Here is a 19,839-nt window from a genome sequence, read left to right on the forward strand (position 1 = left end):
GCCCGCCACGTCCCGGATTGCAGCGCGGGCGTCGCTGTCCGGGTCAGGCCGGTCAGCCACCGGCTGTGGTCATCTCGCGGCGCACCCATTCATCGATCATGCGCTTCTCGTAGGCCAGCTTGTCGGAGTCGAAACGTGTCGTCGAACGCGACAGGTAGCCCATGTCAGACAGCTTGCGTTCGCCCTGGGCGATGATCTGGCCATTGGCGTCGTAACGGGTGTAGTCGAAGCGCATCCGTGGCGGATAGATGTCGCGCATCATCCGGATGTGGTCGGTGTTCATGCCTTGGCCTGGCCGATAATCGCCGGCCAGATCGATGTCGGTGATGTGGATTTCGACGCGCTGCCCCTCCGGCAGCGCCTTGCCGACCTGCTTGCGCAGGTGCTCGGCCAGCTGCATGACCCAGTTGCCACGCTGGGCCTCCCAGCGATTGCCGCTGTAGCGGATCTCGGTGAAGTCGGCCGGGTCATCCCAGCTGACGCTGACCGGACTGTCGCCTTCCAGCTGGCGCGGCCGCTCGGGATCGGTGACCGTGGTGACGCGCGCCATGGCCTGGCTGGCGCCAACCAGCAGCAGGGCCATGCAGGCGATGCGGAAGAAATTGCGGATGTTCATGTCGATGCTCCGCGGGCCAGGAATACCCGCTCATTGTGCATCTACGTGGGACCGGGGCAGAAGCGTCGCACCCACCGCCGGTCAGGATCCACATGGGATTCAGCTTTTCGGCCGCACCGCTACGTGCACCTCGGCCAGCTGCGCGTCCGCGATGGGCGAAGGCGCACCGGTCATCGGGCACTGCGCGGTGGTGGTCTTGGGGAAGGCGATCACGTCGCGGATCGACTCGGTGCCGGCCATCAGCGCGGCGATGCGGTCGACGCCGAAGGCGATGCCGCCGTGCGGCGGGGCGCCGTACTTCAACGCGTCGAGCAGGAAGCCGAACTTGGCCTGCGCCTCCTCGGCGCCGATGCCAAGCAGCTCGAACACCGCCGACTGCATCGCGGTGCGATGGATGCGGATCGAACCGCCGCCGATCTCGTTGCCGTTGAGCACCATATCGTAGCCGCGCGAGACCGCGGTCTTCGCATTCGCGCGCAGGTCGTCGATGCTGTCGACCGCCGGCGCGGTGAACGGATGATGCAGGGCGACGTAGCGGCCTTCCTCGGCATCCCACTCGAACATCGGGAAGTCGGTGACCCACAGCGGCTTCCAGCCCGCCTCGACCAGGCCGAAGTCCCTGCCGGCCTTGAGCCGCAGCGCGCCCATGAAGTCGCTGACGGTGGCGTACGCACCGGCACCGAAGAAGACGATGTCGCCGTTGCCGGCGCCAACGTGCGCCACCAGCGCGGCGAACTGCTCTTCGGAGAAGAACTTGGCGATCGGCGACGACACCTCGCCGCTCTCCGACAGCTTGATGTAGGCCAGCCCGCGCGCACCATACTTGGCGGCGTGGGCGGCGTACTCGTCGATCTGCTTGCGGCTCAGCGTCGCGCCACCCGGTATGCGCAGCGCGCAGACGCGGCCGCCGTCGACGCCGGCCCAGTCGGTGAATACCTTGAACTCCGAATCCTTGACCTGCGCGTCGACGTCGACCAGCTCCAGCGCGATGCGCAGGTCGGGCTTGTCGGAACCGTAGCGGCGCATCGCCTCGGCGTAGGTCATGCGCGGGAAGTCACCGAGGTCGACATCGATGACCTCCTTGAACACCTCGCGGATCATCGCTTCGGTAGCGTCCTGCACGTCGCGCTCGGACACCCACGCGAACTCCATGTCGAGCTGGGTGAACTCGAGCTGGCGGTCGGCGCGCAGGGCCTCGTCGCGGAAGCAGCGCGCGATCTGGTAGTAGCGGTCGAAGCCGGCCACCATCAGGATCTGCTTGAACAGTTGCGGCGACTGCGGCAGCGCGTAGAACTCGCCCGGGTGCATGCGCGCCGGGACCAGGAAGTCGCGCGCGCCCTCGGGCGTGGCCTTGGTCAGGATAGGGGTCTCGATGTCCTGGAAGCCGCGTGCGTCGAGCCAGCGGCGCAACGCCTGGACGAGCTTCGTCCGGGTGCGCATCCTGCGCTGCATCTCCGGCGTACGCAGGTCGAGGTAGCGGTATTGCAGGCGGATGTCCTCGCCCGGGTTCTCGTGGGCGTGGAACGGCAGCGGCTCGGCCTTGTTGAGCACCTCGATGCGGCGCGCGACCACCTCGACCTGGCCGGTCGGAATCTTCGCGTTCGGCGACTCGCGGCGGCGCACTTCGCCGGTCACGCGCAGGCAGTCCTCGTAACCGACCCTGGCCGCGGCGGCGATGACCTCGGCATTGCCCTCCACGCCCGGCTCCGGCTCGGCGACGACCTGGACGATGCCCTCGTGGTCGCGCAGGTCGATGAAGCACAGACCGCCGAGGTCACGGGCGACATCGGCCCAGCCACACAGGGTCACGGTCTGGCCGATCAGCGCCTCGTCGATCAAGCCGCAGAAATGGGTACGCATGGAAACTCCGGACATTGAGGCCGCGGGAGGGGCCGCGGAAAGCAGGCAAGTTTAACGGTTTGACCGCCGAGGGTTGGGCCATGACGGGTTTCAAACGTGTGCCGACCACCTATCCAGAAGCCGACGGCCATGCCTTTGCGGGACCTTCGAAGGCATGGATGCCGACGATGAGCCCCCAGGGATGGGTTTACGGCGTGTCCCGCAAAGGCATGGCCGTCGGCTTCCTCGCGAAACCTTGCTTCGTTCAATCCGTCTTGCTGGAAGCCGCAGGCCTGCTCCCGGACTTCTCCGCCGGCTTGTCCGGCTTGTCCGGCTTGGCCGCCCCGCCATCACCGGCCAGGTTGCGTTTCCTGTCGCCGTCCTTCTTGAAATCGGTCTCGTACCAGCCGCCGCCGGCAAGGCGGAACTGCGGCGCGGTCAGCTGGCGGCGCACCCGGGGCTCGCCACAGGATGGGCATTCGGCCGGATCGGCATCGGAAATCTTCTGCAGACGGTCGAAACTATGGCCGCAGGCGGCGCATTCGAAGGCATAGATCGGCATGGCGGTGTCGGAGTACCGAAACGGGCGGTTGGAGCACAAAGGATTAAAAGTACGAACGAATTGGAGCAGGGCCGGGCGGTACCGGACCCGCGCCAGTGTGGGGCCGCGGCCGGCCGATTCAAGCCGCGACGACGACCGCCGCGCGCCGGAATACTCAATATTCCTGATTTTTCAATGTGTTAGAATTTCGCGCTTGCCCAGGAACGCCGGACCATGATTGCGACCGTACGTCCCCTGGCCGCGTTACTCGCAGGCGTGGCCCTCCTGCTGATGGGCAGCGGCCTGCTGGGCACGCTGCTGGCGGTGCGTGGGCGGATCGAAGGCTTCGACGACCAGACCCTCGGCCTGGTGATGTCGGCCTACTTCGTCGGCTTCTTCCTCGGCACCTATGCCGCACCGGGCCTGATCCAGCGGATCGGCCATATCCGCGCCTTCGCGTTCTACACCTCGCTCTGCGCGGCCACCGTGCTGCTACACGCGATATTCGTTTCGCCATGGGCCTGGGCCGTGCTGCGGCTGTTTACCGGCATCGCCCTGGTCGGCCTGTACACGGTGATCGAGAGCTGGCTCAACGTACAGGCACCTCCGGGGCAACGCAGCCAGCTGTTCGCGATCTACATGGCAGTCAACCTGCTCGCACTGGCGGCCGGCCAGTGGCTGATCGGGTTGTATCCGCAGGAGACCTTCACGCTGTTCAGCCTGGTCGCGATCCTGATCTGTCTGGCCGGACTGCCGGTCACCGCCAGCCGGATGGTCCAGCCGGAGTTGCCGCCAATGCCACGGCTGGCGTTGAAGGCACTGTTCAGGGTCGCCCCGGCGGCAACGCTGGGCGCGCTGCTGGCCGGGCTGGCGATGGGCGGCTTCTGGGGACTGGCCGCGGTATACGCGACCCGGATCGGGCTGGACGTCACCGGAGTGGCGATGCTGATGAGCATCACCATCATCGGCGGCGCAGCGCTGCAGTGGCCGATCGGCCGCCTGTCCGATGGAGGCGACCGCCGCACCACGCTGGCCGTGGTCTGCCTGCTCGCCGCCGGGACCGCGATGGCGATGCTGCTGCCCTCCGTGCCACGGATTCCTTCCGACCTGCTGCTGTACGGACTCTGGTTCGCATTCGGCGGGTTGTCGTTTGCGATCTACCCGATCTGCATGGCCCACCTGCTCGACCACCTGCCACCCGAGGACACCCTCTCGGCCGGTTCCAGTCTGCTGCTGCTCAACGGTGTGGGCTCGGCGTTCGGACCGGCACTCGCCGGCATTGCGATGACCCGCTTCGGCCACGAGGCATTGCCGGTGTTCTTCGCCATCACCCTCGTCCTGGCCGCGCTGGTCGCTGGCGGGCGCCGCCTGCTGCGGCGCCGCGACACCGACCACCCGACCGCCTTCCACGTGATGCTTCGAACTACCCCGACCGCGATCGAGCTGTTGCCCGAGACCGGGTCTGCCGACGACGACACCACCCACCTTCCCGACACCATCCCTGCCAAGGAAAACCATTGACCCAGAAAGAAGCACAGATTCTTCCTCCCGCATCCATGCAGGACACCATCAGACTGCCCAAACTGATGCTGGCCACCGACCTGGATGGCACCTTCCTCGCCGGCACCCCGGAACATCGCCAGCACCTCTACCGGCTGGTCGATCGCCACCCCGAGATTCAGCTGGTGTTCGTCACCGGCCGCGGGCTGGAGGCGGTGATGCCGTTGCTGTCGGATCCGACCCTGCCGAACCCGGACTACGTGATCTGCGACGTTGGCGCGACCGTGGTCGATGGGCACAGCCGGCAACCGGTGCAGCCGCTGCAGGCCGCGATCGACGCCCGCTGGCCGGGCGAACATGCGGTCGCCGACCTGATCGACGACTTCCCCGGCCTGATCCGGCAGGACGTGCCGCAAGAGCGCCGCTGCTCGTACTTCTGCGATCCGAAGGCGCTGAAAAAAGTCCGCGGCGACATCGAGGCCGCGGCCGCCACACTCGACTGCTCGGTGCTCTATTCGGCCGACCGCTATCTCGACATCCTGCCGTCGGACACCGACAAGGGCCGCACCCTGGCGGCGCTGGCCGTCCAGCTGGGCATCCCGCGCGAGCGTGTGCTGGTCGCCGGCGACACACTCAACGACCTGTCGATGTTCAGCGCCGGCTTCCAGGGCGTCGCGGTGGGCGAATCGGAAAAGGCGCTGACCCGCGCGACCCGCCAGCTGGCCAACGTGCTGCACGCCAAGGCACCGGGCTGCGGTGGAATACTGGAAGCGATCCGCCACTTCAGGCTGCTGCCGGAAGAGGAGCTGCAGCTGAGCACGCCGGCCTCGTTGAAGTTCGGCAAGTCGGACCTGGTGATGGTCTATCACCGGCTGCCGTACGAAGAGTATGTGGAGGACGGCCAGCTCAAGCGTCGCCAGCCGCGCTCGCCCAACGGCATCATCCCCAGCCTGCTCGGCTTCTTCAGCAGCGGACGCAAGGGCTCATGGGTGGCGTGGAGCATCGACGATCCGAAGTCGGGACGCGCGTTCGAGACCCACACCGCCGTCGACACCGAGCTCTACCCCAACCTCGTCGCCTCGCGGGTGAAGCTGACCAAGGGCGAGGTGGATGCGTTCTACAAGCGCTTCTCGAAGGAAGCGTTCTGGCCGATGCTGCACACCTTCTGGGAGCGTGCGCGCTTCCGCGAGGAGGACTGGAACATCTTCCTCAAGGTCAACCGCAAGTTCGCCGAGGCCACCGCCGCCGAGTCCGCGCACGGCGCGACCGTGTGGCTGCACGACTACAACCTGTGGATGGTGCCGGCGTTCCTGCGCGAAATGCGCCCGGACCTGAAGATCGCGTTCTTCCACCACACCTACTTTCCGTCCGCCGACGTGTTCAACGTGGTGCCGTGGCGGCGCGACATCCTCGGCAGCCTGTTGCAGTGCGATTACATCGGCTTCCACATCCCGCGCCAGGTCGAGAACTTCGTCGATGTGGTGCGCGGCGCGATGCCGATCGAGACGGTCTCGCGCGAGGGCTGCGCGCCGCGCTTCCTGACCTACGGCTGCGCGGTGGGGCTGGACCGGATGACCACCGCGATCCGGGTCGGCGACCGCCAGATCGCGCTCGGTGCGCACCCCGTCGGCACCGACATGGGCCGGATCCGCGGCATGCTCGCGCGCGAGGACGTGCGCGAGCGCATCGGCCAGATCCGCAAGGAATTCCATGGCCGCAAGCTGGTGTTGTCGGTCGAGCGCCTCGACTACACCAAGGGTTCGCTGGAGAAGCTGCTGGCATTCGAACGCATGCTCGCCGACCGGCCCGAACTGCGCGGCACCGTGACCCTGCTGATGGTGTGCGTGCCGGCGGCGCAGGAGATGACCATCTACCGTCAGTTGCAGACCCAGATCGAACAGGCGGTGGGACGCATCAACGGCCGCCATGCGCAGCTGGACTGGACCCCGATCCGCTTCTTCGCCCGCGGCCTGCCATTCGACGAGGTCGTCGCCCACTACGCCGCCGCCGACGTGATGTGGATCACTCCGCTGCGCGACGGCCTGAACCTGGTGTCGAAGGAGTTCATCGCCGCGCACGGCGTGGAGGACAGCGCCGGCGTGCTGGTGCTGTCTGAGTTCGCCGGCGCCGCGGCCGAGCTCAAGGGCGCGGTGCTGACCAATCCGCACGACCCGGCCGACCTGATCGTCGGCCTGGAGCAGGCGCTGGCGATGCCTCCGGACGAGGCGGAATCGCGCCAACGGCAGCTGTTCGACATCGTCAGCCGCTACGACGTCGAGCGCTGGGGCCGCGACTTCCTGGAGGCGGTCGAGACTGCCGGCAGCGGGTTGCGGCGGCATGTGTATGAGCTGGAGCGGGACTAGAGCTGGTCAAGACACCGTCATCCCAACCCCTCTCCCGCACGCAGGAGAGGGGCTGAAACGGCGCTCCTGCTTTGAAAGCCCCTCTCCCGTTCACGGGAGAGGGGTTGGGGTGAGGGCGCGGCGGAGCCGCAAGCTCACCAGAACGCCAGGATCACAACCGCCGTCAACAGCGCCACCACAGCCGCTCCCCAACGGATCGGAGCCGGCACCCGCGGTGCCTTCGACATATCCACGACCAGCAGTTGCTCTCTGGAGGGCCGCGCCGTGCTGGCGACCTGCCATAGCAATGCCGCCATCAGGGTCACCGCCAGCAGCACGCCGGCGACGATGGTGAAGTGCAAACCGATCCAGCCCAGCTGGCTGGCGACGAACCACGCCACGCTGACGGCATGGCCGGTGACCAGCGCACGCAATGCGGGGCCGGCGGCCAGCTTTTTCCACCACAGGCCCAACAGGAACACCGCCACCAGCGGCGGGGTGACGTAGGCGAAGGTCTGCTGCAGGTAGGCGAACAGTCCGGGGAAGCGGTCGATCATCGGCGCCCACGCCGCCGCCAGCGCCATCAGCAGCAGGGTGGTGATGCGGCCGATGCGGGCCAGCGCACGGGTATCGAGGTTCGGCCGGCGTGGCTTGATGAAGTCGAGGGTGATCAGGGTCGAGGCCGAATTCAGCGCCGAATCCACGCTCGACATGATCGCCGCCAGCAGGCCAGCCAGCACCAACCCGACCACGCCGACCGGTGCGTACTCGGCCAGCAATCGCGCGAACACCTCGTCGCCGCGCTCCAGGTCCGGCAACAACGCGATCGCCATCGCGCCGGGCAGCACCATCAGGAACAACGGCAGCAGCTTGAGCGCCGCAGCGATGATCGCGCCCTTGCCGGCGGCCTCCACGTTGCGCGCGCCGAGCAGGCGCTGGCTGACGTACTGGTTCATGGTCCAGTAGTAGAAGCCGAGGATCGGCAGGCCGATCAGTGTCCCGAGCCACGGCAGGTCGGGATCGTCGAGCGGGCGGATCAGCGACATGTGGTCGGCCGGCACCGCCGCCACGACCTTGCTCCACGAATAGTCGAACTCGCCGAACACCATCACCGCCAACACCGCCGAGCCGAGCAGCAGCACGATCGACTGCAGCACGTCGGTATAGACCACCGCGCGCAGGCCGCCGGCAGCGGTGTACAGACCGGCGAACAGGGCGATCGCGGCGATGGTCTCGACCAGCGGCAGCATCGGAAAGAACACCTTCAGCACCACCGCGCCGGCGAACAGGCTGCCGGCGGTGTCGAGCACGATCGACAGGAACACGCTGACGCCCGACAGGTACTTGCGCAGGCGTGCGTCGAAGCGGCGTTCGAGCAGTTCCGGGATCGTGGTCAGGCGATTGCCGAGCAGTACCGGCACCACGAACAGCGCCGAGAACAGCAGCACCAGCGCGGCCATCCATTCGTAGTTGGCGACCGCGATGCCCGACGTCCATGCCGCCCCAGGCAGACCGATCAGGGTGGTCGAGGAGATGTTCGAGGCGAACAGCGACAGTCCGACCACGCCCGCGCCCAGGGTGCGGCCGGCGAGGAACAATTCATCCGAATCCGGGCTGCGGCGCGCCACTCGCGCGCAGACCACGATGACCACCAGTGCATACGCCGCCAATACGGCGTAATCGAACGTGTGCAGCGTTCCCATCGTTCCCCGTTCGTCCGGACCGCTTTTTACCCAAACATGCGGCGAGGCGATGAGTCAAACCGCAGGTCGGGCAACAACAGATCCCTTACCCCGACCGGGATGACGAAACTCCGGCGACGAAATTCCGGCTGTGAATCGCAGCGGCAACGGTCACGCCGTCTCGTACAACGCCAACCACTCCGCTTCGGCCTCGGCCAGGCGTGCGGCAAGGGCCTCGCGCTCGCCGGTCAATTCGGATGCGCGTTTCCCGCCTTCGACGTAGACATCCGGGTCGGCCAGCGCTTCATCCAGCGCCTTCAACCTCGCTTCCAGTTCGGCGACGCGCGCTTCGGCCTGGGCCAGCTTGACCGGGTTGGCCTTGCGCGGCTTCGCTGCCGCCGGTGGCGGTACAGGCGCCGGTTCCGGCTTGCGCTTGCCGGCCCTGCCGTCGGCGGAAACGTCGCGGTTGCGCAACCAGGCGGCGTACTCGTCGAGGTCGCCGTCGAACGGCTGCGCATGGCCGTCGGCGACGCGCCAGAACGTCTCGCAGACCAGGCCGATCAGGTGGCGGTCATGGCTGACCAGCACGATCGCGCCGTCGAAGTCGGCCAACGCCTCGGCCAGCGCCTCGCGCATGTCGAGGTCGAGGTGGTTGGTCGGTTCGTCGAGCAGCAGCACGTTCGGCTTGCGCCAGGCGATCAGGGCCAGCGCCAGTCGCGCGCGTTCGCCGCCGGAGAAGCTGTCGACCGACTCGAACGCGCGGTTGCCGGGAAAGTTCCACTTGCCGAGGAAGTCGCGCAGCACCTGGGTGGCGACACCGGGGGCGATCTCGCCGAGGTGATCGATCGGGCTGGCGCCCTCGCGCAGCGACTCGACCGTGTGCTGGGCGAAGTAACCGATGCGCAGGTCGGGATGGCCACTGCGCTCGCCCGCCAGCAGCGGCAGTTCGCCGACCAGCGACTTGACCAGGGTCGACTTGCCGGCGCCGTTGGGGCCGAGCAGGGCGACGCGGTCGCCGGCTTCGAGGATGAAACCGACGTTGTCGAGGATCTTCGTCTGTCCGCCATCGACCAGTGCATATCCACACTCCGCATCGGCCAATCGCAACAACGCATGCGGCAGCTTGTCCGGCACCGGGAACTCGATCCGCAGCGCGCGCTCGACCCGCACCGCCTCGGTGCCGGCCAGCTTCTCCAGCCGCTTGACCCGGCTCTGCGCCTGCTTCGCCTTGCTGGCCTTGGCCTTGAAGCGGTCGATGAAGCTCTGCAGGTGGGCGCGCTCGGCCTGTTCCTTCTCGTGCGCGATCTGCTGCTGACGCAGGTGCTCGGCGCGCTGGCGCTCGAATGCGGTGTAGTCGCCGGTGTACAGCTTCGCCCTGCCGTCATGCAGGTGCAGGGTGTGGGTCGACAGCCCGTCGAGGAACTCGCGGTCGTGGCTGATCAGCAACAGCGTGCCGGGGTATTTCAGCAGCCACTGTTCCAGCCACAGTACCGCGTCGAGGTCGAGGTGATTGGTCGGTTCGTCGAGCAGCAGCAGATCGCTCGGCGTCATCAGCGCGCGGGCCAGGTTCAGCCGCACCCGCCAGCCGCCAGAGAACGCCTTGACCGGACGACCGTGGGTGTCGGCGCTGAAGCCCAGGCCGTGCAGCAGCTTGCCGGCACGGGCGCTGGCGTCGTAGCCGTTGAGCATCTCCAGCCGCTGGTGGGCCTCGGCGACGGCCTCCCAGTCTTCGCTGGCGAAGGCGTTGGCCTCGGCCTGGATCGCATCGTGAACCTCGGCATCGCCGGACAGCACGAAGTCCAGCGCGGTGTCGTCCAGCGCCGGCGTTTCCTGGGCGACGCTGGCGATGCGGACCTTCGCCGGCACCTCAATGTCGCCAGTGTCGGCCTCGACCTCGCCACGGATCGCCGCGAACAACGACGACTTGCCGGTGCCGTTGCGCCCGATCACGCCGACCCGCCAGCCCGCGTGCAGGGCCAGGTCGACGTTGGACAGCAGCAGGCGTTCGCCGCGGCGCAGGGCGAAATTGCGGAATGAGATCACGAAAGAACCCGAGGGCCTGAATACGGGCGGGCAGTTTATCGGCTGCGCGTCGCAGACTGGTTGTTAAAAAAGTGTTGACATGCCTGTCATGTCGCTGTAATCGAATAATGCCGCATCGCAACACGACCTTCCTCCCCTTGTTCCAGGACCCAGCCGGAGTTGCCATGAACCCATCGTTTTCCCCCCTCGCCCTCGCCGTTGCGCTCGCCCTCGTCGTTCCACCGGCCCTCGCCCAGGACGCAGGCGGCGACGCCCGCACCACCCTCGACACGCTGATCGTCACCGGTACCCGCGTGGCCGACCGCACAGTGGCCGAGTCGACTGCGCCGATCGACATCATCACCCCGGAAGCGCTCGAGGCCACCGGCACGGTCGAACTGGCCACCGCACTATCGCGCGCGGTGCCCTCGCTGAACTTCCCGCGCCCGGCCATCTCCGACGGCAGCGATGCGGTGCGCCCGGCGCAGCTGCGTGGCCTCGCCCCCGACCACGTGCTGGTGCTGGTCAACGGCAAGCGCTACCACCCCGGCGCGCTGGTCAACGTCAATGGCACCCAGGGCCGCGGCTCCTCGCCGGTCGACCTGAACTCGATCCCGATCTCCGCCATTGCCCGGGTCGAGGTCCTGCGCGACGGCGCATCGGCGCAGTACGGCTCCGATGCCATCGCAGGCGTGATCAACGTCGTGCTCAAGGGCAGCGACAGCGGCGGCGGAGTCACCGCCACCGTCGGCCAGTACAGCGCCGGTGACGGCAGGCAGTACCAGCTCGGTGCCGATGCCGGCTTCGCGCTGGGAGCCGACGGCTTCATCCACTTCGCCGCGCAGGGCGGCCACCAGGACCAGACCGACCGTGCGCGCCCGTTCATCGGCACCCCCACCCCCAGCTCGGCGCCGCTCGGCGAGGTCGTGCAGCGCTACGGCGATCCTGAAGTCGACAACGGCTCGTTTTCCTACAACGCCGAATACGCCGTCATCGATGACCTGGCCTTCTATTCCTACGGCATCTTCACCAAGCGCGAGGTGCTGTCGAACGGCTTCTACCGGCCGGCCGGCGATTCGCGCAACATCCCGGAGATCTATCCGGACGGCTTCCTGCCGCAGATCTACAACGAGTCCGAGGACGTCGGTTTGGTCGCCGGGCTCAGGGCCACCACCGCGGGCGGCACCGACGTCGACTTCAGCTACGCCTACGGCCACAACGAGCTGAGCTTCGACGTCCGCAACTCGCTCAACCGCAGCATGGGGCTGGATTCGCCGACCGACTTCTACGCCGGCGCGTTGGAACTCAAGCAGCACGTGTTGAACCTCGACTTCAACAAGCTGCTCGACTGGGGCCTGGCCTACCCGCTGACCCTTTCCTACGGCGCCGAGTGGCGCGGCGAGCAGTTCACCCAGTCGCCGGGCGAGCCGGCTTCCTACATCAATGGCGGCGTGCTGCTGCCCGGCGACGCGCCGGCACCTTCCGGTTCACAGGTATTCCCCGGATTCCGCCCAAGCGACAGCGGCAGCTTCGACCGCCACAGCTTCTCGTTCTACGCCGGCCTGGAAGGCGACCTGACCGACAGGCTTTCACTGGGCGTGGCCGCGCGCTACGAGGACTACAGCGACTTCGGCGATACCACCACCGGCAAAGTCACCGCACGCTATGCGTTCACCGACCGGGTCGCGCTGCGTGGCACCGTCTCCACCGGCTTCCACGCACCGTCGCTGCAGCAGCAGTTCTACCAGACCACCTCGACCAACTTCATCGGCGGTGTGCCGTTCGACATCGCCACCTTCCGCACCAACCATCCGGCCGCGATCGCACTGGGCGCGGAACCGCTGAAGGCCGAGGAATCGACCAACTACAGCCTGGGCCTGGTGCTGCAGCCGATCGACGATCTGTACGTCACCATCGATGCCTACCGGATCGAGGTCGACGACCGCATCACCCTGTCCGAGAACCTGGTCAGCACGCCGGTGCGCGAATACCTCAATGCCAACGGGTTCCCGGCCGTGGCCGGCGGTCGCTACTTCACCAATGCCATCGACACCACGACCGACGGTGTCGACGTTGTCGCGACCTACGGTTGGACGCTGGCCAACAGCACCCTCGACCTGACCACCGGCTACAACTACAACAAGACCAGCATCGACAAGGTCGCGCCCAATCCGCCGGCGCTGGAAGCCATCGACCCGGACGCGGTGCGCTTCGGCCGCCTGGAACTGGGCCGCTTCGAAGTCGGTGCGCCGCGCGACAAGTTCTTCCTCGGCGGCACATGGAACGTCGGCGCGTTCAGCCTCGGCGCCACTGCGACCCGCTATGGCGAGTTCAGCGTGCTCAACGCCGACCCGGCGCGCGACCAGACCTTCGATCCGAAATGGACACTGGACCTGGCCGCGACTTACCGGCTCGACAGCTGGGAGTTCACGGTCGGCGGCGACAACGTGCTGAACGAGTACCCGGATGAAGTGATCTTCGCCAACTCCTCGTCCGGCCAGTTGCCGTACAGCAGCTCGTCGCCGTTCGGCTTCAATGGCGCCTACGCCTACGCCCGGATTGGCTACAAGTGGTAAGCATCCATCGCCGCAGGTGATGGGAACGACGCCCCGCCAAGCGCGGGGCGTCTTCGTTTTTTGGCTCTTCTTGCGTTTCCAGGGATAGCGGTTTCCGGGGATAGCGGCTCCGGAAGATGTCGACACCCCACCGGGTGGGGGTGTCGCTTCGGGTGTTTCTCAGGGAACGCCAGCAACCTGTCCAGAAGCCGATGGTCGTGGGTGTGCGGGGCCTTCCGAAACATGGATGTTTCGGATGAGCCCCCATGGACGGGTTTACGGCGTGTCCCGTACACCCACGACCATCGGCTTCCTCGCAGAATCAACGCACCGGGACAATGACCCAAACCAGCGTCGGCCCCTTGGGCGCGGCCGGCGCCTCCCCGCAGCCCACCTGTCCATGACGTCGGCTGGCGTAGTCTGGCGTTTCCGTCATGTGGCGCTTCAGGCGGGTTGCGTCCCTTCCCGGCGGCCCACATCCTGCGTTGAGCCCTTGCCTCCGGAGCGTCGATGCACCACACCTCGCTGATCGCCATCCTCGTCGCCGGTTTCGTGCTTGCGTTCGTGTTCGGGGCACTGGCGCAGCGTCTGCGGCTCTCGCCGCTGGTGGGCTATCTGGTCGCCGGCATCGTCGCCGGTCCGTTCACGCCCGGCTTCGTCGCCGACCAGGAGCTGGCGCCGCAGCTGGCCGAGATCGGCGTGATCCTGCTGATGTTCGGCGTCGGCCTGCATTTCTCGATGCGCGACCTGCTCTCGGTCAAGGCGATTGCGCTGCCGGGCGCGGTCGTGCAGATCACGGTGGCCACCGTGCTGGGCTGGGGGCTTTCGCAGCTGCTGGGCTGGTCGCACGCCGCCGGCATCGTGTTCGGGCTGGCGCTGTCCGTGGCCAGCACGGTGGTCCTGCTGCGGGCACTGGAGGAACGCCGCCTGGTCGAAACCGAACGTGGCCGCATCGCGGTGGGCTGGCTGATCGTCGAGGACCTGGCGATGGTGCTGGCGCTGGTGCTGCTGCCGGCGCTGGCCGAGATCATCGGCGGCGGCGGCGAAGAGGCACCTTCGGTTTCGATCGTGCTGCTGAAGACCTTCACCAAGGTCGGCGGCTTCGTCGCCTTCATGCTGATCATCGGCCGGCGGGTGATCCCGTGGATCCTCGAACGCGTCGCTGGCACCGGTTCTCGCGAACTGTTCACCCTGTGCGTGCTGGCGATCGCGCTGGGCGTGGCGTTCGGCTCGGCGCACTTGTTCGGGGTCTCGTTCGCGCTGGGTGCGTTCTTCGCCGGCATGCTGCTCAACGAATCGGAGTTCAGCCACAAGGCCGCCAGCGAGACCCTGCCGCTGCGCGATGCGTTCGCAGTGCTGTTCTTCGTCTCGGTGGGCATGCTGTTCAACCCGATGATCCTGGTCGAACATCCGTTCGAGGTGATCGCGACCTTCCTGATCATCGTGCTGGGCAAGTCGATCGCCGCCTACGCGATCGTGCGTGCGTTCGGCAAGCCGGACTCCACCGCGCTGCTGATCTCGGCCAGCCTGGCGCAGATCGGCGAGTTCTCCTTCATCCTCGCCGGCCTCGGCCTGCAGCTGGACATCCTGCCCCAGCGCGGCCAGGACCTGATCCTGGCCGGCGCCCTGCTTTCGATCGTGATCAATCCGTTGCTGTTCCAGTGGCTGGACAGCCGAACCCGCAGGGAAGCTTCCGCCACGCCGCCGGAGCCGCCCCGGGTGATTCCCGGCATTCCCGACGACCTGTCCGGGCACGTCATCCTGATCGGCTTCGGCCGCGTCGGCAGCGAGCTTGGCCGACTGCTGAAGGCGCAGGACGTGTCGCTGGTGGTGATCGATGGCGAGGATGACCTGGTCGAACATGCACGTGCCGCCGACCTGCCCGCGATCCGCGGCAATGCCGCCAACGAAAAGGTGCTGGCGGAAGCGCGTCCCGAAACCGCCAACACCGTGATGCTGGCGATCCCGAACGTGCTGGAAGCCGGCGAAATCATCGCCCGCCTGCGCGAGATCAACCCGGGCCTGACCATCGTCGCCCGCGCCCACAGCGACGCCGAGGTGAAGCACCTGCTCGAGCACGGCGCGGATGGCGCGGTCATGGCCGAACGCGAGCTGGCTCACAGCCTGGCCGAGATGGTACTGGCCACCCCTGCGTTCCGCGGCGACCGTCGGCTGCCACCCGCCGGTGCCTGAGCCGGCCCGGGACCTGGCCAGAACGCCCTCGCAGCCGATCTCGCCGGGCTGCGCCAGACAGGCGAGGCGACCGCCGCGACTGTGCTCATGCGATTGAGGCGAACGCCAGTACCACCAGTACGGCGGTCTCGACCAGTTCCGTCAGCGCGCCGCAGGTGTCGCCGGTCATTCCACCCAGGCGCCGCCGACAGGCCCGGCGCCAGGCGAAGAACAGCAAGGTCGCCGTCACCAGCGCGAGCGATCCCATGCCGCCGGCAACGATGCATGCTCCCGCCGTCATCGCCAACGACACGACACAGGCTGTGCGCGAAGCACCGGCCAGGCCAGTGCCGATTCCGTTCGCACGCACGTACGGCAACGCAAGGAAGGCAGCGGTCAGCGTAGCCCGCGCCAGCAACGGCGCCAGTACCAGCGCCATTCCCGCATCCGGCAGCAGCGTCGCCAGCGCGGCGAACTTGAGCAGCAGCACCAGCACCACCGCCGTCACCCCGGCCGGACCGCTGCGCGGATCCTTCATGATCGCGAGGGTGCGCTCGCGGTCGCCCAGCCCACCAACCCACGCATCGGCACTGTCGGCCAGTCCGTCGATATGCAACGCCCCGGTCAACGCGACCCAGGCCACCAGCACCACCGCCGCGACCAGCATCGGTGCGCCGGCCGGCAGCAGGCAAGCGAGTCCCCACAACAGCAGGCCGATGAAGGCGCCGACAACGGGATACCACGGCAGCGAATGCGCCTGCGCGCCGGGCCGCGCAAACGCGCCGGCCGGTACCGGAATTCGGGTCAGGAAGCCGAATGCGGCCAGCAGGCCACCCAGCCAGCCGGACATCAACCCGCTGCCCCGGTTTCGCAATCGGTCGCGGCGATGACCGGTGCCGGCATCGGCCAGTCGAGTACATGCCGCGACGCGTGCGGCACCTCGAGCCCGGCCATCGCCGACCACGGCAGGCCACGTTGCCGGCACAGCAGCAGGCGGATCACCCCGCCATGGGTCACCACCAGCACGCGACGACCGGCGAAACGCGATGCGGCCTCGGCGAGCGCGGCGGCGACGCGCGCCTCGAACCGCTCCAGGGTTTCGGCGCCGGGTGGGGGATGGACGGACGGGTCGGCCCAGAACCGCGCCAGCGCTTCGCCCTCGGTGCGCGCAAGCGCGTCCATCGGCACGCCCTGCCAGCGGCCGAAGCGGTACTCGGCCAGGCGCGGTTCCAGCACCAGCGGCAACCCGCGCACCGATGCAAGCTCGCGCGCGAACGCCGCGCAGCGCCGCAGCGGCGATGACACCAGCGCATCCCAGCTGCCGTCGGCGACAGCCGCCCGCATCTGCCCGAATCCATCCGCGGTCAACGGATCGTCGAGCTGGCCACGGAAACCCTGCCGCCCGGTATCGCCGTGCCGCAGCAGCTCGATGAAGGTCGCAGCCGTGCTGGCATGCGCCCTGCCGGCGCCGGTATCGATGCCGTCGGCGCTCACGCGGTCGAGACTCCTGCCTGCTCGAAGGTCGCCATGCCGTTGTGCAGCGCACAGGCCAGCCGCAGCAGCGGCACGCAGGCGGCGGCGCCGCTGCCCTCGCCCAGGCGCATGCCCAGATCCAGCAGCGGCCGCGCGTCCAGCGCATCGAGCAGGCGGCGGTGGCCGCGCTCGTGCGAGCAGTGCGAGAACAGCAGCCAATCGCGCACGCCGGGGTTGATCCGCACCGCCGCCAGCGCCGCCGAAGTGGCGATGAAGCCGTCGACGATCACCGGCAACTCCTGCTGCGCGGCGGCGATGTAGGCACCTGTCAGTGCGGCGATCTCGAAGCCGCCGAGGCAGCGCAGGCATTCGGCCGGATCGGCGATACCGGCGTGACGGTCCAGTGCCCGCCGGACCACCGTCTGCTTGCGGGCGATGCCGGCCGCATCCAGCCCGGTGCCCGCCCCCGACAACATCGCCGGAGCCTCGCCCAGCAGGGCACAGGCCAGCGCGGTCGCCGCGGTGGTGTTGGCAATGCCCATCTCACCACCGACGAAGGCCTGCGCACCCGCCGCGACCGCGCGTGCGACGCTGTCGGCGCCGGCCTGCAACGCCGCTTCGAGCTGTGCCGCGGTCATCGCCGGCTGTTCGCAGAAGTTCGCGGTGGACGGTGCGATCAACACCCGCCGTACGCCGGGCAGTTCGCCGGGATCGTTGACGGTACCGAGTTGCACGACCTCGAGGGTCGCGCCCAGTCCGCGCGCGAGCACGCAGATCGCCGCACCGCCGGTGGCGAAGTTGCGCACCATCTCGCCGGTGACCGCCTGCGGGAATGCCGACACGCCCTCGGCAGCGACGCCGTGGTCGCCGGCGAACACGCTGATCCAGACCCGGTCGAGCGTCGGCTGTGGCGTGCGTTGCAGCCCGGCCAGCATGACCGCGGCGTCCTCCAGCACGCCCAGCGAGCCCGGTGGCTTGGTCAGCACGCCCTGTCGTGCCCGTGCGGCTTCGGCCATCGCCGCATCCGGCATCGCGCAGCGCCCCTGTAGATCGAATTTCCGGTTCAAAGCTTCCTCCCACGAATTCGTTGCCTGCCCGATTGCATTCATGGCGACGGCCCCTTGAGCGCCATCGGCAACCCCGCCGCGACGAACAGCACCTGTCCGCAGCGTTGTGCCAGCGCCTGGTGCAGGCGGCCGGCCTCGTCGACGAAGCGGCGGCTCAATTCGCCCATCGGCACCACGCCGAGGCCGACTTCATTGCTGACCAGCAGGATTCGCCCGGGCAGTTCCGGCAGCACTTCGAGCAGCGCCTCGCGCTCAAGCCCGAAGCGCTCGCCGCCGGGATCGGCCAGCAGATTGCTCAGCCACAGGGTCAGGCAGTCGACCAGCAGGCAACGGTCGGCCGCGGCATGTGCGTGCAGGGTCGCGGCCAGCGCCAGCGGTTCTTCCACGCAGCCCCAGTGCGCGGGCCGGCGCGCACGGTGGTGGGCGATGCGCGTGGCCATCTCGCCGTCGCCTGCCTGTGCGGTGGCGATGTAGGTCACCGCCAGGCCGCTGTCGAGTGCGAGTCGCTCGGCCAGCGCGCTCTTGCCTGAGCGGGCACCTCCCAGAATCAGGCTATGCATGCCGATGGCTCCAGCAATTCAGATAGCAATGCGGTATCGAGATGGGCCTCGACCATGTCGGCGAGGCGCTCGAGCGACGCCTCGCGCAACGCCGCAATATCGAGCGTCTGCGCGTCATGCAGGCCGGCCCAGCGCAGCAGCGCAGCGAGCGCGTCGGGATGATCGAACAGGCCATGCAGGTAGCTGCCGAGGACCTGCCCGTCCGCCGACAACGCGCCGTCGGCGCGACCATCGTCGAGCAGGACAACCGGCCGTGCCAGCGCGGGTCCTGCACTGACACCGCAATGGATTTCATAGCCGCGTACCGTGACATCGTAGATACAGCCATCACTGATACAGAGCTTGCCGCCGACGTTGCGCAACTGTTTGTCCGGACGCAGCGTGGTTTCGAAATCAAGCCAGCCCAGCCCCGCGCTCGACCCGCGCGCGCCCTCGATGCCGTCCGGATCGTGCACCGCACGACCGAGCATCTGCAGGCCGCCGCAGATGCCGATCAGCTTGCCGCCATAGCGCAGGTGACGGGCGATGGCGGCCTCCCAGCCGTGTTCACGCAGCCATGCGAGATCGGCGCGGGTCGCCTTGCTGCCCGGCAGCACGATCAGATCGCAGGCCGGCGCTGTTTCACCGGGGCCGATGAAACGAAGGTCGACCTGCGGATGCGCGCGCAGCGGATCGAGGTCGGTGTGGTTGCTGATCCTCGGCAACACCGGCACGACCACGCGCAGGGCCGCGTCCGGCCTTGTTTCGCCGACACCCGGCAATGCATCCTCCGCCTCCAGATGCAGCCCGTGCAAGTACGGCAGCACGCCAAGCACGGGCTTGCCGGTCTCGCGCTCCAGCCAGTCGAGACCGGGCTGCAGCAACGCGATGTCGCCGCGGAACCGGTTGATGACGAAGCCGCGCACACGGGCGCACTCGCTTTCGGACAGCAACGCGAGCGTGCCGACCAGATGCGCGAACACGCCGCCGCGGTCGATGTCGGCGACCAGGACCACCGGGCAGTCGACCGCCTCGGCATACCCCATGTTGGCGATGTCGTTGGCGCGCAGGTTGATCTCGGCCGGGCTGCCGGCGCCCTCGACGACCACGGCGTCATACGTCTCCACCAGCCGCGCGTGCGAGGCCAGCACCGCGTCCATCGCGACGCGTTTGTAACCGTGGTAGTCGACTGCATCCATCTGCCCGATCGCGCGGCCGTGCAGGATCACCTGTGCGCCCCTGTCGCTGCTCGGCTTGAGCAGCACCGGGTTGAAATCGGTGTGCGGCGCCAGCCGGCAGGCCTGCGCCTGCACCGCCTGGGCGCGGCCGATCTCGCCGCCGTCGGCGGTCACCGCCGCGTTCAGCGCCATGTTCTGCGGCTTGAACGGCGCGACCCGCACCTCGCGACGCCGCAGCCAGCGGCACAGCGCAGCGACCACGGTGCTCTTGCCGGCATCGGAGGTGCAGCCCTGCACCATCAGGACACGGGCG

The 19,839-nt window shown here is 68.0% G+C and carries 14 protein-coding genes; 4 read left to right on the forward strand and 10 right to left on the reverse strand.

All coding sequences use genetic code 11. The features are described from left to right. Positions 1 to 52 precede the first annotated feature (52 nt). The 3 genes from FKV23_RS13035 to FKV23_RS13045 form a co-directional block, all read right to left on the reverse strand. A complete protein-coding gene (locus FKV23_RS13035; protein ID WP_244244002.1) occupies positions 53 to 616 on the reverse strand; it encodes a DUF3016 domain-containing protein in 564 nt (187 codons plus the stop codon). 99 nt (positions 617 to 715) lie between these two features. Then, entirely contained in the window at positions 716 to 2,476 is a 1,761-nt protein-coding gene (gene aspS / locus FKV23_RS13040) for an aspartate--tRNA ligase (protein ID WP_141624237.1), read from the reverse strand. A 244-nt stretch (positions 2,477 to 2,720) separates the two neighbouring features. Continuing rightward, on the reverse strand, positions 2,721 to 3,017 hold the full coding sequence (locus FKV23_RS13045; protein ID WP_141624238.1) for an FmdB family zinc ribbon protein: 297 nt from the start codon (positions 3,015 to 3,017) through the stop codon (positions 2,721 to 2,723). A gap of 213 nt (positions 3,018 to 3,230) precedes the next feature. Here FKV23_RS13045 and FKV23_RS13050 point away from each other — a divergent pair, with 213 nt between their 5' ends. Both FKV23_RS13050 and ggpS read left to right on the forward strand, forming a co-directional pair. Next, positions 3,231 to 4,517: an MFS transporter gene (locus FKV23_RS13050; protein WP_141624239.1), complete on the forward strand. Its 1,287-nt coding sequence runs from the start codon at positions 3,231 to 3,233 to the stop codon at positions 4,515 to 4,517. Continuing rightward, on the forward strand, positions 4,514 to 6,859 hold the full coding sequence (gene ggpS / locus FKV23_RS13055; protein ID WP_244244003.1) for a glucosylglycerol-phosphate synthase: 2,346 nt from the start codon (positions 4,514 to 4,516) through the stop codon (positions 6,857 to 6,859). The genes FKV23_RS13050 and ggpS overlap by 4 nt, the downstream gene beginning before the upstream one ends. A 134-nt stretch (positions 6,860 to 6,993) precedes the next feature. Here ggpS and FKV23_RS13060 read toward each other — a convergent pair whose 3' ends face one another. Next, positions 6,994 to 8,541 (reverse strand): sodium:solute symporter family transporter, encoded by a 1,548-nt coding sequence (locus tag FKV23_RS13060; protein WP_141624240.1) that lies wholly within the window; start codon positions 8,539 to 8,541, stop codon positions 6,994 to 6,996. Positions 8,542 to 8,691: 150 nt separating this feature from the next. Next, complete coding sequence (locus FKV23_RS13065; protein WP_141624241.1) at positions 8,692 to 10,563, reverse strand: ABC-F family ATP-binding cassette domain-containing protein; 1,872 nt, start codon at positions 10,561 to 10,563, stop codon at positions 8,692 to 8,694. A gap of 164 nt (positions 10,564 to 10,727) precedes the next feature. On the opposite strand from FKV23_RS13065, the gene FKV23_RS13070 reads away from it, so the two are divergent. Then, entirely contained in the window at positions 10,728 to 13,118 is a 2,391-nt protein-coding gene (locus FKV23_RS13070) for a TonB-dependent receptor plug domain-containing protein (RefSeq protein WP_141624242.1), read from the forward strand. A 489-nt stretch (positions 13,119 to 13,607) separates the two neighbouring features. Then, on the forward strand, positions 13,608 to 15,290 hold the full coding sequence (gene ybaL / locus FKV23_RS13075) for a YbaL family putative K(+) efflux transporter (RefSeq protein ID WP_141624243.1): 1,683 nt from the start codon (positions 13,608 to 13,610) through the stop codon (positions 15,288 to 15,290). 85 nt (positions 15,291 to 15,375) lie between these two features. On the opposite strand, the gene FKV23_RS13080 is transcribed toward ybaL, so the two are convergent. From FKV23_RS13080 to FKV23_RS13100, 5 genes are all read right to left on the reverse strand, one after another. Further along, entirely contained in the window at positions 15,376 to 16,119 is a 744-nt protein-coding gene (locus tag FKV23_RS13080) for an adenosylcobinamide-GDP ribazoletransferase (RefSeq protein WP_141624244.1), read from the reverse strand. Then, positions 16,119 to 16,700: a histidine phosphatase family protein gene (locus FKV23_RS13085; RefSeq protein ID WP_141625199.1), complete on the reverse strand. Its 582-nt coding sequence runs from the start codon at positions 16,698 to 16,700 to the stop codon at positions 16,119 to 16,121. The genes FKV23_RS13080 and FKV23_RS13085 overlap by 1 nt, the downstream gene beginning before the upstream one ends. A gap of 59 nt (positions 16,701 to 16,759) precedes the next feature. Then, positions 16,760 to 17,773 carry a nicotinate-nucleotide--dimethylbenzimidazole phosphoribosyltransferase gene (gene cobT / locus FKV23_RS13090; RefSeq protein WP_141625200.1) on the reverse strand — a complete coding sequence of 338 codons (1,014 nt, stop codon included), beginning with the start codon at positions 17,771 to 17,773 and terminating at the stop codon, positions 16,760 to 16,762. Between the two features lie 74 nt (positions 17,774 to 17,847). Further along, positions 17,848 to 18,369: a bifunctional adenosylcobinamide kinase/adenosylcobinamide-phosphate guanylyltransferase gene (gene cobU, locus FKV23_RS13095; protein WP_141624245.1), complete on the reverse strand. Its 522-nt coding sequence runs from the start codon at positions 18,367 to 18,369 to the stop codon at positions 17,848 to 17,850. Next, entirely contained in the window at positions 18,357 to 19,826 is a 1,470-nt protein-coding gene (locus FKV23_RS13100; RefSeq protein WP_244244185.1) for a cobyric acid synthase, read from the reverse strand. Before FKV23_RS13100 ends, cobU begins: the two co-directional genes overlap by 13 nt. Between the last annotated feature and the right edge of the window lie 13 nt (positions 19,827 to 19,839).

The organism is Lysobacter alkalisoli, assembly GCF_006547045.1.
In the GTDB taxonomy this organism is placed as follows: Bacteria; Pseudomonadota; Gammaproteobacteria; order Xanthomonadales; family Xanthomonadaceae; genus Marilutibacter; species Marilutibacter alkalisoli.

Excerpts from the sequence above, each read along its gene's own strand:
- FKV23_RS13035 (WP_244244002.1), bottom strand. The coding sequence starts at position 616 with ATGAACATCCGCAATTTCTTCCGCATCGCCTGCATGGCCCTGCTGCTG.
- aspS (WP_141624237.1), bottom strand. The coding sequence starts at position 2,476 with ATGCGTACCCATTTCTGCGGCTTGATCGACGAGGCGCTGATCGGCCAG.
- FKV23_RS13045 (WP_141624238.1), bottom strand. The coding sequence starts at position 3,017 with ATGCCGATCTATGCCTTCGAATGCGCCGCCTGCGGCCATAGTTTCGAC.
- FKV23_RS13050 (WP_141624239.1), top strand. The coding sequence starts at position 3,231 with ATGATTGCGACCGTACGTCCCCTGGCCGCGTTACTCGCAGGCGTGGCC.
- FKV23_RS13060 (WP_141624240.1), bottom strand. The coding sequence starts at position 8,541 with ATGGGAACGCTGCACACGTTCGATTACGCCGTATTGGCGGCGTATGCA.
- FKV23_RS13070 (WP_141624242.1), top strand. The coding sequence starts at position 10,728 with ATGAACCCATCGTTTTCCCCCCTCGCCCTCGCCGTTGCGCTCGCCCTC.
- ybaL (WP_141624243.1), top strand. The coding sequence starts at position 13,608 with ATGCACCACACCTCGCTGATCGCCATCCTCGTCGCCGGTTTCGTGCTT.
- FKV23_RS13080 (WP_141624244.1), bottom strand. The coding sequence starts at position 16,119 with ATGTCCGGCTGGCTGGGTGGCCTGCTGGCCGCATTCGGCTTCCTGACC.
- cobT (WP_141625200.1), bottom strand. The coding sequence starts at position 17,773 with ATGCCGGATGCGGCGATGGCCGAAGCCGCACGGGCACGACAGGGCGTG.
- cobU (WP_141624245.1), bottom strand. The coding sequence starts at position 18,369 with ATGCATAGCCTGATTCTGGGAGGTGCCCGCTCAGGCAAGAGCGCGCTG.
- FKV23_RS13100 (WP_244244185.1), bottom strand. The coding sequence starts at position 19,826 with ATGGTGCAGGGCTGCACCTCCGATGCCGGCAAGAGCACCGTGGTCGCT.